Genomic DNA, 13,021 nt, shown 5'->3' on the forward strand with positions numbered 1-13,021 from the left:
AGTTTCATCGTTATCTGTGACCTGATTTTAAAATATTACATTTATATTTGTTACATCAGGGTCTTCTGTTCCCTGCAGTTTTAATCCACATTGTTTCATTTCATATACATAGTCAATTATTTCTTTCGTGATTGTTTCTCCAGGGCAGAGTATAGGTATTCCTGGAGGATAAGCCATTAAAAACTCTCCTGATATTTTTCCGACACTATTCATAATTGAAAGTGATTTTTTACTATGAAAGAAGGCTTGTCTAGGTTCCATTTTCTTTGCAGGATGTGCTGGAATATAGTTAAAACCATTAAGAGGAGGTTTTATACCATAATATCTTTTTGAAATCTTTTTAAGCGCAGTTATAAGAGTATCAATAGTTTCCTTTAAACCTCCAAAAGTACATACTGCGAGAACATTGTAGAAATCAGATAGCTCTATTTGGATATTAAAATCATGTATCAATATTGTTTCAAGTTCTATGCCAGTGATTCCTAAATTCCTACAGTTTATGGTGATTTTTGTAGTATCTATATCATAAACACACTTATGGTCAATTAATTCTTTGCCTTGGAGAGCTATTTGCTTTCTTGCACAGTCTAACGATGCCATTAATATATAAGAAGGGGACGTGGTCTGTAATAAATTCAGTACCTGTTGAACCTTCTTTGCACTAATATATCTGCTCTTTAAATGAAGTACAGAACACTGAGTCATAGCCCCAAGTATTTTATGTGTACTTTGGCAGCATATATCTGCTCCTGCCTCCAATGCTGAAACTGGCAGGTCATTTGAAAATGCAAGATGAGGACCATGAGCTTCATCAACAAGAAGGGGAATGTGATAACTGTGAACTATTTTTGCTATTCTGAGTATATCACTTGTAACTCCATAGTAAGTAGGATTAATTATCAGTACTGCTTTTGTACCTGGATTTTTTCAAGAGCTTTTTTTACCGATTTTGTAGTAACTCCTTGAGCAATACCAAGTATATCATTAACTTCTGGATCAATGTAAATTGGAATAGCACCGCTTAAGATAATAGCAGACATAATTGATTTATGAGCATTACGTGGGATGACTATTTTGTCACCATCATGTAGGGTAGAAAGTATCATGGTAAGTATTGCGGTAGATGTACCCTGTATAGAAAAAAAGAATGATCTGCATTATATGCATCAGCTAAAAGTTTTTGTGATTCCTTTATTGCGCTAGTAGGGTTATGTAGAGAATCTACTAGGTCAAAAGATGTTACATCTATTTTAAATAGATTTTCACCAAGGAAATCTTTAAAGGATTTTTCTACACCATGTCCATTTTTATGGCCAGGAACATGAAAAGGGATAATTTTTCGATTAGCATATTCTTTAAGAACATTAAAAAGTGGTGTGTTTTGCTGTTTTAACACATATGAATTGAGATTGTTTTGTGCATTTTTTTCATTTGCCATGTTAAAATACCTTCTTTCTTATAAAATCAAGGATCTAAAAATCAGCTTATAGAATATGCTAATTTTTAGACTTATTATGTAATTAACATGCACAAATCTTTTACTTTAATTAGATATTATTGCAAAGTAAAGTTTGATATAATACTTATTCAAATATATGAATATTGTGCGTAAAATATAAATAAAAAGTCATCAATATCCTTATATGATTTATATTCGTATAAGGATATTTTGACTTTTAAGCTAATAAAAATTTAAACAAGTTTTATATTAAAAATATCTGTAAGATTTATTTTATCTACACGTTTCTTTATTTCATCTTTGTCTATAGTATAAAGTCCGAGAGATTTCATTCTGTTGAAGAATTGTGAACCAGCAAAAGTATATCGGCCTCTTCTACCTTCTCTTGTTTCGCTTTTTTCGTTTGCATAAGCAATTAAATCGCCTATTGCCAGTGATCTTGGAAGAGTTAAAAGAGGCATGCCAAGTGAATATCTTACGGCATTATTTCCAGCGAGTGTTCCTGTGCAGATAGCTTCTGTATGACCTACAAAGAGTCCGGATTTTTCTCCAGCGCAGAAAAGATTATCAATACCTTTGACTTTTAAAGTATTGTCCCTTGGAGCTACTGAAAGATATCTTATTGAATTGCCTTTGCTTCCGGCATAAGGATCTACATATTTAGCATTTTCCATACCAGGTATTTTTCTGAGTTTTTGCAGAGGGTAGTAAGTAGTCATAAGTTTTGCATGACCAGTATCGAGCAGAATAATATTTTCAGCAAATTCTTTAAGTGCATACTGTTGGCAGACTTTAGTTTTCAGCTTATCATAGTTTACATCTTCTTTTGGTATCTGGAGTACTACTACACCATCTTTGTTAAGTTTATCACGTATCTCTTTACTTAAACTTTCTTTGGCAAGTTTGCATGAGCCACTGAATGCACCTAATATATCTCCACTTCGTTCGCCCTGGATATCTTCAATTCCTGCACGTTCGCTGATACTTATTCTAGGTCCGAAAGCTGGACATCTAAGGATACACATTGAACAACCGTTGCCATACCTTAAGCAGTTACCCATAGGCCCTGTTGAACCAGTAGTTTCTATAATTACATCACTTTTGATGAACTCACCTGTTGAAATGTATATTCCTTTAATTTTATTATCCTCTTTTTCAATATCAGATATTCTGGAAATTAGATGGACGTTTATATCCATATCTTTTAAATATCTTTCAACAACTCCTTCGATAATATTAACATCGTAAAGGCTTGCATGTTCATGTCCTGGAAAGTTGATGTTTCTATGTCGGGCACAGTCATCAGTTATCTTTATAAGATCTCCGCCTCCAAGGCATATAAGTTCTTCAGATGCTGTATATCTTCCGTTATTTCTCATTATTCCGCCTACATTTCCTAGACCTAAGAGCAAATCTGTTTTTTCGAATAAATCAACATCAGCACCAGCCTTTTTTGCTGATATAGCTGCTGCACATCCTGCCCAGCCGCCTCCTACTATAGTTATTTTCATATAAATCTCCTCCCTTCAAAAATACTACGCGGATCTGTCTGAATCTTACATAGACGCTTTACCTTGTGCCCTTTAAATCGTGCAGTACAGCTCCCGCACATACCTTCGCCACAGCACATTTTTGCATTATTACAACAGGAAAGCTTTATATCTTTATCTACTGTATCGATAAATTCTATAATCTTATATGTTAATATATCAGCACCTGCGGAATGTATAAGTGAGATACCTTTTGCTTTCTTTTCTTCTGTTATTAGCTGCTTAATACTGTCTGTTAATTCACCTTTATCTATTACTGATAGTTCTTCATAAGTCATGTTCAAAGTTTTTAAATATTCATTTATATAGATATCACTAAAAGGAGATTTATCAATTATTAATCGTATTGAATTGTTGTTGGATATTAATTTTTTTATTACAGGAATCATAGGCGCTTGTCCTATACCTCTAGCGATTATAATACAGTTAGAATCTTTGCATGTATTTATATTTTTAAGTCCAAAGACTCCATTCCAGTATGGACCTCTTATGCCGATTGTGTCACCACTAGTTAAATCTAATAGTTTTTTTGTCTTTACTCCTCTTACCTCAATAAATAAAGATAGCATATTAGAATCAGTATCTGAATATGCAACAGATATAGGAAAATCCATATAGATATTATCATCAGTTCTTAAAAATACATAACTACCAGGAGCAGAAAGATCGATAGCTAATTTATGTGGAACAATTGCTGATAAAGCAATTAAATTCTTTTCTTTCTGTTCTATCGAATTTATAGTACAATCAATAGTTTTTCTTCCCTCTTTAGCTTTTGAACCATTATTATAAAATTCCTGATATATGCATGTGCCTTTCCAGTTTATACAATCACAAAAATGTCTTCCTCTCAGCTGAGAGCATAAAATACACTCGTTCTGTTCTGCTAGTTTGCATGGGCAGAATTCTGTGCCGGAATCTATGCAGTCAATATTCTCAAAATTCATAAAAGCCTCCATAATTGCCTAATATAATATTATGATATTTTTATAAATCTGATATGTTACAATTGTGAGGAAATATTATAAATAATAAAAATATTTTATGTAGATAAGTAAATAGTGTTATACTATTACTTAATCAAGTTAATTAAAAACTGCTTTAATTAAGCAGTAGGAAAGGAATTAAATAATGGGAAAGACATTAGTTTTAGCAGAAAAGCCGTCAGTAGGAAGAGATCTTGCTAAGGTACTTAAATGTAGTAATAATAAAGGTAGTTATATAGAAGGAAATAAATATGTTGTAACATGGGCTCTAGGACATCTTGTTGGACTTATGGATCCTGAGGGTTATGGAGATGTATATAAGACATGGAGAATGGAGACACTTCCAATGCTGCCTAAATATATGAAACTTACAATACTTAAGAAGACAAGTAAGCAGTTTGCAGCAGTTAAGAAACAGCTTCTTAGAAATGATGTAAGCGAAATAGTAATAGCTACAGATGCAGGAAGAGAAGGAGAGCTTGTTGCAAGGTGGATAATCGAGAAGGCTGGTGTTAAGAAACCTCTTAAGAGACTTTGGATATCATCACAGACTAATAAGGCAATTTTAGATGGATTTAAGAATCTTAAGGATGCTAAACAATACGATAATCTTTATAGAGCTGCAGTATGTAGGGCAGAAGCAGATTGGCTTGTAGGGCTTAATGTTACAAGGGCATTAACATGCAAATATAATGCACAGCTATCTGCAGGAAGAGTTCAGTCTCCTACTTTAGCAATGATAGTAAATAGAGAAAATGAAATAAAAAATTTTAAACCAGAAGATTACTACACAATAAGTGCAAAAGCAAAAGGTGTTAGTTTCTCATGGATAAGTTCAACAGGTAATACATCAACATTCAAAGAAGAAACTGCAGAGAGCATAGTGAATAAGTGCAAGGGTAGAAATGGTAAGATAGTAGAAGTTAAGAACACAGACAAGAAAAAGTATGCACCTAACCTTTATGATTTAACAGAGCTGCAGAGGGATGCTAATAAGCTATGGGGATATTCTGCAAAAGAAACTCTAAACATAATGCAGAGACTTTATGAAAATCATAAGCTTTTAACTTACCCTAGAACAGATTCAAGATTTATCACTACTGATGTAGTAGCAACTATACCAGAAAGACTTAGAGCAGTTGCATTTGGTGAATATAGAGTTGCAGCTGAAAGTATATTAAAGACTACTATAAAGGGAAATAAGAATTTTGTTGATAATTCTAAGGTATCTGATCACCATGCGATAATACCAACAGAAGAAAAAGGAAGCCTTGCAAATCTTAATAATGATGAAAAGCATATTTATGATCTTGTAGTTAAGAGGTTCCTAAGTGTACTTCTTCCACCGTATGAATATGAACAGACAATAGTTACTATGGAAGTAGAAGGAGAAAAGTTTACAGCCAAAGGAAATGTTACAAAGAAGAAAGGCTGGAAACAGGTTTATGAAAAGAGCAGCATGAAAGATGAAGATGTTCAGGAGTTACCAGTGTTTATTAAAGGAGATATAGTACAGTCTGTATCAGTTGAAAAGAATAAGAAACAGACTACTCCTCCAGCAAGATTTAATGAAGCAACACTTCTTTCAGCAATGGAAAATCCACAGAAATATGTTAGTGTAGGAAAAGATGCAGCAAAGACTTTAGGGGAAACAGGCGGTCTTGGAACTGTTGCTACTAGAGCGGATATTATAGAAAAGCTGTTTAACTCATTTGTTATTGAAAAGAAAGGCAAGGACATATATCCTACTTCAAAGGGTGCTCAGCTAATTGAACTTGTACCACAGGATCTTAAGTCACCGCTTCTTACAGCAAAGTGGGAAAGTGAACTTGATTCTATAGCTAAAGGAAAAGCAAACAATAAAAAGTTTGTTGATGATATGAAAGTTTATGCCACAAAACTAGTTAAGGATGTTAAAAACGGCACAGAAAAATTCCATCATGATAATCAGACAGGTAAGAAGTGTCCTCAGTGTGGTAAGTATATGCTTGAGGTTAATGGCAAGCATGGAAAGATGTATGTATGCCAGGACAGAGAATGCGGTTATAGAGAAAGTATTTCAAGAACTACTAATGCAAGATGTCCTGAATGTAAGAGAAAGCTTGAAATAAGAGGCCAGGGTGAAGGAAAGATATATGTATGTACAAATACTAACTGTAACTTCAGAGAAAAAGCTTCAATGTTTGAAAAGAGATTCAAGAATAATTCTAAGGTAGACAAAAGAGTAGTTAATAACTACATGAAGAAGTTGAAGAAAGAGGCCGAACAGCAGGAAGCAGAAGATAATCCATTTGCAGCGCTACTAGGTAAGTTTAAATAATTGTTAATACTGATATAATAAGATAAAGCAGCGGGCCGTTTAAGGGCTGAGGCTTTATTTTTTAGAATTAAACTAATAACATTATTATCATAAATGAATATAATATTATGAATATTAATTTTTTGAGGATCTGCCATGGATGATGATTTTATTAATAACATGAACATCAATGAGCGAAATTGGAGTGATTGTTATCCTCCATGGTACATTGCATATCTTAATGGTGCTGATATACCAGGTGGATTCCAAGATATAAATCCTAATTATTTTGTTATCATAGCATCACTTGTTGGACAGATAACTGGATCTAGTCTGCCATTTAATGTACAGAATGCTCTTGGAAACTGGCTAGAACTTGCTGGCCAGGTTATTCTTACTATGAATGCACAGCAGCAGTATTTTCAAAGTGGCCCAGGAAGATTTTATAATCCAATGTATAGAAATTCTCAGAATCCTTTTGATCAATCTAACGCTTATACAGCTAGCAATTTCCAAGATGGAGGAGTTGAGCAAGGTGGCTCAAGTACTACTCAGCCTGAAGTTACCATTAATGAATTAGTTCAGCAGATACAAAAATTGCAACAGGAAATAGAGGAATTAAAAGGAAATAAATAGTATTATAAATTTTGTGTACAATAACAAAATAGTATACTATATATTGTTTGGATAAAGAATACATGATAAGATAAATTACGTAATGGATAAATTCAACTATATTAAAAAAAGGAGTACTGGTTTTAATGTATACTAAGATTAATAATATTCAGCCCCATGGAGAGCTTGGAATAATTGCACTTGAAAGCTGCAAAAACATAGGAATAGAAATTGATGATTATGTTAAGAAATTAAGGAAAGATAATGGTGAAGAAAGTGATAAAGAATCTTACTTAATAAAGGCAGATGCAATTAGATTTTCTAATGGTGAGGGAAAAGTCAAGTTACGTGAAAGTGTAAGAGGAAAAGATATTTACATATTATGTGATGTTGGAAACTACAGTTGTACTTATAATATGTTTGGATTCACAAATCATATGTCACCAGATGAACATTTTCAGGATATAAAGAGAGTTGTATCAGCAATAAGCGGTAAGGCTAACAGAGTATCTGTAATAATGCCATTACTATATGCATCAAGACAACATAGAAGAAAAGGAAGAGAATCTTTAGATTGTGCTTTAGCATTACAGGAGCTTGAAAGACTTGGAGTTGAAGAATTTATAACTTTCGATGTACATGATCCTAATGTTCAGAATGCAATTCCACTAAAATCATTTGAAAATATATATCCTACATATGAAATAATCAAAGCATTTGTTAAAGATGAAGATAATTTAGATATAGATAAAAGCAAAATGCTTGTAATAAGCCCTGATACAGGAGCTATGGATAGAGCAATCTATTACTCTACAATGCTTGGATTAGACATAGGTTTATTTTATAAGAGAAGAGATCATTCAAAAGTGGTTGAAGGAAAAAACCCTATAGTTCAGCACGAATATATAGGAAGAGATGTTAAAGGCCAGGATATACTAATTGTTGATGATATGCTTGCTTCTGGAGAATCAATACTTGATATAGCTAAAGAACTTAAAAAGCGTGGTGCTAACAGAATTTATGCAGCTACAACATTTGCTTTCTTTACAGAAGGTATTGAAAAATTCGAAAAATGTTATAAAGAAGGTTTATTAAACAGAGTATACTCAACAAACTTAACATACATTCCTAAAGAGGTATGTAATGCAGAATGGTTTAAAAAAGTTGATATGTCAGAATTTATGGCTGAAGTAATAGATGCATTAAATCATGATACAAGTATGTCACCATTTATGGATGCAACAAAAAATATAAAGAGACTTTTAGAAGAATAATATATGTTAGAACAGGTAGCAGTATTGCTGCCTGTTTTTTATATGCTTGAAAGTATAGGTGCAAAGGAGCAATATGTAAATATATCCATAAAAAAGGGGGCTAAATCAATGGAATTAAGTAGATATTTATCTGAAACTAAGCCTTTGTTAGTAAAATTAATTAAAACATTAAATTTGCAGTATGAATATGCTTCAGTTCTGGCAACTGATTCAAAAGGAAAAAGATACACAGTATCTAAAAGTAATATAAGTATCAGCAGTGCAATGTTTATTGAAAGAGGCTTTGTTGTTAGAGTATATTCTAGTAACAGTTATTTTGAATATGCTTTTAATAATATAAATGAAGAAAACTTCAATGATATTGTTAATGAAATCAGGAATACATCAAAGTATACTAAGATACTTAAGGATACAGATTCTTTAAGAAGTTATGAACTTTTGAACGAAAAAAAATGCAGTTTGCTAAATGTGCAAAGGTAGAAAAAGATCCTAAAGATGTAGGAGATAATAATATAATAAATGATATGATTAAGATTAAGGATGAGGCTCTATCAATAAGTGACAAAGTTGTTAATGTAGGAATTAATTTTCAATATGTTAATGTTAATAAAATATTTTTATCACCAAACAAGGATCTCGCACAGAGTTTTATGTGGAGCGAAAGTTCGATTTTCTGTGTAACTGCTGATGAAAATGGAAATAAACAGATGTATAAAGGATTCTCTGGATTAAAAGGTGCTGAATTGCTTGATGAAATGAAGGATTGTGCAAAATATGTTGTTGGTGAAGGAGTAAAACTTCTTGAAGCAAAAAGAATAACACCAGGGGAATATGATGTAATATGTACACCAGACATAACAGGGCTTATTGCACATGAAGCTTTTGGACATGGTGTCGAAATGGATATGTATGTTAAGGATAGAGCAAAATCTAAGTATTATATTGGTAAGCCAGTAGCTTCAGAAATAGTAACAATGGTTGATGGAGCTGCAGCTGCCAAGAATAATGGATCATTCTTTTTTGATGATGAGGGAACAGAAGCTGGAGAAACAATAATAATTGAAAACGGCATTTTAAAATCAGGTATGAGCGACAGTTTAACTTCTCTTGAATTAAAGAAAAAGCCAACAGGTAATGGCAGAAGACAAGCTTACGACAGAAAAGCCTATACAAGAATGACAAATACATTTATAAAACCTGGAACTGATAAAGTTGATGATATGATTGCCTCAATAAAATATGGAGTAATGCTTGATATGACATTCAGCGGAATGGAAGATCCAAAGAACTGGGGAATTCAATGTATGATGAATATAGGACGTGAGATTAAAGATGGTAAGTTTACAGGAAAGATTTTTTCACCAGTAATTATGACTGGTTATGTTCCTGATCTTTTAAAGTCAATAACCATGATTTCTGGTGATTTTAAGCTTGCAGGAGGCGGCTACTGTGGCAAGGGATACAAGGAATTTGTAAAAGTATCAGATGGTGGGCCTTATATTAAGTGTAGGGCAAGATTAGGATAAGACTGGGGGCATATTGTGATGATTGAAAATATATTAGAAGCACTTGCAAAAAATAATATAAATAAGTATATAGTATCTTCTATGGAAGAAGAAACATTAGAACTTTATCTAATTAAGAAAAAGGTGGACATGAGCAGAAAAAAGCATGTAAATCTTTATTCAGTTAATGTACTTAGAGATTTTGATGAAGAGGGAGTAGAATATACAGGGAACTCTGAGGTGGCAGTTTATGACACTATGAGTGATGATGAACTTAATGATGCCATAAAAGATGCATATTTTAGTGCAGGATTTGTTAAAAACAAAAGATATGCAGTTCCAAAAGGAGTTAAAAGGGAGAAAGTAATAAAGAAGAGTTCTTTGTCAGAAAAATCTATGGAGGAAATAATCCTTAAAATCAAAGATGCGTTATATAAGTATGATAATTTTGAAAAAGGACTTATAAACTCAGCAGAAATATTCTTAACAAGAATAGATAAAAGAATAGTGTCATCTAGTGGTACAGACGTGTCTTATAGACTTTACAAAACTCAAGGTGAATTTATTACACAATGGGTTGATAAAAATGATGTTGAAACATATAACAGTTTTAGCTATGAGGATTTGAATGAAGAGGAATTGTCTCTTCTTGTAAAGGAGGGTATAACTAATACAGGTTATAGGGATGAAGCAGAAGAGGCTCCTGATACAGGAAAATATAATGTTATTTTAACAGATAATAATGTTATAGAATTCTTTAAATATTATTTTGTAAAGGCTGATACATCTATGATTTATCAGAAATACTCTGATTTTAAACTTGGTGACAAAGTACAGGGTGAGGATATTAAGGGAGATAAACTCAATATTACTCTTAAAGCTAGTACTCCATTCAGTGATGAAGGTATTGAACTTAAAGAACGTGAATTGTTAAAAGATGGTGTGCTTAAAAATATTGCTGGATCATTTAAGTTTGCCCAGTATCTTGGCTTAGAACCTATAGGAGAGTATGATGGCGGATATGTGCGGGGTGGAAATATACAAGTAAAGGATTTGTTTTTAGACGGAGAACTTGAAATATTAAGATTCTCTGACTTTCAAATGGATGCTCTTACTGGTGATTTTGCTGGAGAGATTAGACTGGCTTTACTAAAGAAAGGCGATAAAGTAATAAAGCTCACAGGAGGTTCATTAGCAGCTAATATAAAAGATGTTCAGAATAATATAACACTATCTAAGGAAATGCAGAATTTTGGTGCATTTACTGTGCCTAAAGCTATAAAACTTAGAGACGTTGAAATATCAGGCAAATAAATTTATCTAGTATTTAAAAAGAGATTTAACATTATTGTTAGTCTCTTTTTTAATGTATAGGAAATTGCATTTAAAAATATCATTTTTTAATACCATAAAGTCTTGCAATTCTTTTTATTTCAACACAAATTTATGATATAATTTATTTAATTTGAAATGGAGGAAGAAAAGTGTTAGGTATATTTGGAAATTTTGATGTTGAAACAAGAATATTAGATAAGATAGATGATGATAACTTACTCATAAATATAGACAAAATGGACAAGGCAGTTACTGCTAAGAATTATAGTAAGGCACTTGTTCATGTTAACAGGGCAATTGATAAGTGCAGTAATGAAAATTACAGAGTATACTGTCTATATGCTAAAGCAGTGATTCTTTATTATAATAATGATAATGATAACTGTGCACAATTCATAGAGGATAATATGAATGATTTTAAGAAAGTATTTAAATATACAAGCACTGAGCTGTGGAGGCTTTATACAATGCTGTGGAACTGTCAGTATAGACAGAAAAAGTATTTTTCTTCAATATGCAGCATGTGTAGCGTAAAATACTTTAGCGGGCTGTTGCAGACAGTATGTTATGCTGTTATTTTAATTTTATTAGCATACAATGTCTCATTTAAGATGTTTTATTTAAGTGGAGATTTTATAGGGACAGTTTTATCAGCTCCCATATTACCTGTATTTACATCAGTTATATTATTTATCTTTAATGGAGCATTCAAGATACGTAAAAAACAGCTATAAATATGTGTTGACAATGACGAATAAAGATGGTATTCTAACAATAATAAATTACCTTTAATTTGGCACGAGAGGCCAATAAGGAAGTTATATATTATAATGCTTATTATGCGTAAATATATGCGTTCCTTTAAGGAACGCTTTTTTTATAAATTTCTTTAAGTTTAACACTGAGATGTTAAGAAGGAGTGGTATAAATGTTAAAAAACAGAAGTCTGATAGATCCAATGGATTTTACAACTGAGGAACTTGAGGATATTTTCAAACTAGCAAATCTAATTATCGAAAATCCTAAAGAATATAAGCATATCTGTGATGGCAAAATACTTGCCACATTATTTTATGAACCCTCAACAAGGACAAGATTAAGTTTTGAAACTGCTATGATGAGACTTGGAGGAAACGTTGTTGGTTTTTCTGAACCCAATTCAAGTTCTGTATCAAAAGGCGAAAGTTTAGCAGATACAGTAAGAGTAGTGAGTAATTATGCTGATATCATTGCACTAAGACATCCTCTTGAGGGTGCAGCAAAAGTAGCATCAATGTATGCCACAGTACCTGTTATTAATGCAGGTGATGGAGGTCATCAGCACCCAACTCAGACACTTACAGATCTTTTAACTATCAAGTGTGAAAAGGGTTCATTTAATAACTTGACTATTGGGTTATGTGGCGACTTAAAGTTTGGTAGAACAGTCCATTCATTAATAAAAGCTATGTCACGCTATAAGAACAATAAATTAGTATTCATCTCTCCTAAAGAATTAAAAATTCCACATTATTTAATTGAAGATTATTTGGATAAGAACAATATTGAGTATCGCAGTGAGGAAGATTTAGAAAATGCTATACCAGATTTAGATATACTTTATATGACAAGAATCCAGAAAGAAAGATTTGATGATATTGATGAGTATAACAGACTTAAGGATGTTTATGTATTAAATAACGAAAAGCTGAAGAATGCTAAAAAAGATATGGTTATTCTTCATCCGCTTCCTAGAGTCAATGAAATAGATCCAGAAGTGGACAGCGACAACCGTGCAAAGTATTTCAAGCAGGCTGAATACGGCATGTATGTAAGAATGGCACTTATGGCTAAACTTTTGGGGGTGATGTAAAGATGGATAACAATTATAAATGTAACAATCCAAAGTGTATAACTACTACTGAAAAATATATACATCAGAAATTTACTAAGATTAAAAATAAAGAAGATATGTATAGATGTATATACTGTGATCACGAACAAAGGATTAAGTAGGGG

The 13,021-nt window shown here is 32.3% G+C and carries 11 protein-coding genes and 1 pseudogene; 9 read left to right on the forward strand and 3 right to left on the reverse strand.

All coding sequences use genetic code 11. The features are described 5' to 3' along the window. Positions 1-27 precede the first annotated feature (27 nt). The 3 genes and pseudogenes from FYJ33_RS01205 to FYJ33_RS01215 form a co-directional block, all read right to left on the reverse strand. Positions 28-1,438 (reverse strand): annotated as a pseudogene (locus tag FYJ33_RS01205) (aminotransferase class I/II-fold pyridoxal phosphate-dependent enzyme). 254 nt (positions 1,439-1,692) lie between these two features. Next, positions 1,693-2,970: an FAD-dependent oxidoreductase gene (locus FYJ33_RS01210; RefSeq protein WP_154529940.1), complete on the reverse strand. Its 1,278-nt coding sequence runs from the start codon at positions 2,968-2,970 to the stop codon at positions 1,693-1,695. Continuing rightward, positions 2,967-3,956 (reverse strand): sulfide/dihydroorotate dehydrogenase-like FAD/NAD-binding protein, encoded by a 990-nt coding sequence (locus tag FYJ33_RS01215; protein WP_154529941.1) that lies wholly within the window; start codon positions 3,954-3,956, stop codon positions 2,967-2,969. Before FYJ33_RS01215 ends, FYJ33_RS01210 begins: the two co-directional genes overlap by 4 nt. A 184-nt stretch (positions 3,957-4,140) precedes the next feature. Here FYJ33_RS01215 and FYJ33_RS01220 point away from each other — a divergent pair, with 184 nt between their 5' ends. From FYJ33_RS01220 to FYJ33_RS01255, 9 genes are all read left to right on the forward strand, one after another. Then, on the forward strand, positions 4,141-6,315 hold the full coding sequence (locus tag FYJ33_RS01220; protein ID WP_154529942.1) for a DNA topoisomerase III: 2,175 nt from the start codon (positions 4,141-4,143) through the stop codon (positions 6,313-6,315). A gap of 135 nt (positions 6,316-6,450) precedes the next feature. Further along, the gene (locus tag FYJ33_RS01225; protein WP_154529943.1) at positions 6,451-6,930 is read left to right on the forward strand and encodes a hypothetical protein; all 480 of its coding nucleotides are present in this window, start codon (positions 6,451-6,453) and stop codon (positions 6,928-6,930) included. A gap of 125 nt (positions 6,931-7,055) precedes the next feature. Continuing rightward, the gene (locus FYJ33_RS01230; RefSeq protein WP_154529944.1) at positions 7,056-8,183 is read left to right on the forward strand and encodes a ribose-phosphate pyrophosphokinase; all 1,128 of its coding nucleotides are present in this window, start codon (positions 7,056-7,058) and stop codon (positions 8,181-8,183) included. 108 nt (positions 8,184-8,291) lie between these two features. Then, complete coding sequence (locus tag FYJ33_RS16775; RefSeq protein ID WP_328598635.1) at positions 8,292-8,663, forward strand: hypothetical protein; 372 nt, start codon at positions 8,292-8,294, stop codon at positions 8,661-8,663. After that, positions 8,636-9,709 (forward strand): TldD/PmbA family protein, encoded by a 1,074-nt coding sequence (locus FYJ33_RS01235; protein ID WP_328598636.1) that lies wholly within the window; start codon positions 8,636-8,638, stop codon positions 9,707-9,709. Before FYJ33_RS16775 ends, FYJ33_RS01235 begins: the two co-directional genes overlap by 28 nt. Positions 9,710-9,727: 18 nt before the next feature. After that, positions 9,728-11,002 (forward strand): metallopeptidase TldD-related protein, encoded by a 1,275-nt coding sequence (locus FYJ33_RS01240; RefSeq protein WP_154529945.1) that lies wholly within the window; start codon positions 9,728-9,730, stop codon positions 11,000-11,002. Positions 11,003-11,172: 170 nt separating this feature from the next. Continuing rightward, the gene (locus FYJ33_RS01245) at positions 11,173-11,757 is read left to right on the forward strand and encodes a hypothetical protein (RefSeq protein WP_154529946.1); all 585 of its coding nucleotides are present in this window, start codon (positions 11,173-11,175) and stop codon (positions 11,755-11,757) included. A 194-nt stretch (positions 11,758-11,951) separates the two neighbouring features. Beyond that, positions 11,952-12,875 carry an aspartate carbamoyltransferase gene (gene pyrB, locus FYJ33_RS01250; RefSeq protein WP_154529947.1) on the forward strand — a complete coding sequence of 308 codons (924 nt, stop codon included), beginning with the start codon at positions 11,952-11,954 and terminating at the stop codon, positions 12,873-12,875. Between the two features lie 2 nt (positions 12,876-12,877). After that, entirely contained in the window at positions 12,878-13,018 is a 141-nt protein-coding gene (locus FYJ33_RS01255) for an aspartate carbamoyltransferase (protein WP_154529948.1), read from the forward strand. The last annotated feature ends 3 nt before the right edge of the window (positions 13,019-13,021 follow it).

Source organism: Inconstantimicrobium porci (genome assembly GCF_009696465.1).
In the GTDB taxonomy this organism is placed as follows: Bacteria; Bacillota; Clostridia; order Clostridiales; family Clostridiaceae; genus Inconstantimicrobium; species Inconstantimicrobium porci.

Coding starts and splice junctions, on each gene's coding strand:
- FYJ33_RS01215 (WP_154529941.1), bottom strand. CDS start 3,956: ATGAATTTTGAGAATATTGACTGCATAGATTCCGGCACAGAATTCTGC.
- FYJ33_RS01220 (WP_154529942.1), top strand. CDS start 4,141: ATGGGAAAGACATTAGTTTTAGCAGAAAAGCCGTCAGTAGGAAGAGAT.
- FYJ33_RS01255 (WP_154529948.1), top strand. CDS start 12,878: ATGGATAACAATTATAAATGTAACAATCCAAAGTGTATAACTACTACT.
- FYJ33_RS01210 (WP_154529940.1), bottom strand. CDS start 2,970: ATGAAAATAACTATAGTAGGAGGCGGCTGGGCAGGATGTGCAGCAGCT.
- FYJ33_RS01235 (WP_328598636.1), top strand. CDS start 8,636: ATGCAGTTTGCTAAATGTGCAAAGGTAGAAAAAGATCCTAAAGATGTA.
- pyrB (WP_154529947.1), top strand. CDS start 11,952: ATGTTAAAAAACAGAAGTCTGATAGATCCAATGGATTTTACAACTGAG.
- FYJ33_RS16775 (WP_328598635.1), top strand. CDS start 8,292: ATGGAATTAAGTAGATATTTATCTGAAACTAAGCCTTTGTTAGTAAAA.
- FYJ33_RS01230 (WP_154529944.1), top strand. CDS start 7,056: ATGTATACTAAGATTAATAATATTCAGCCCCATGGAGAGCTTGGAATA.
- FYJ33_RS01225 (WP_154529943.1), top strand. CDS start 6,451: ATGGATGATGATTTTATTAATAACATGAACATCAATGAGCGAAATTGG.
- FYJ33_RS01240 (WP_154529945.1), top strand. CDS start 9,728: ATGATTGAAAATATATTAGAAGCACTTGCAAAAAATAATATAAATAAG.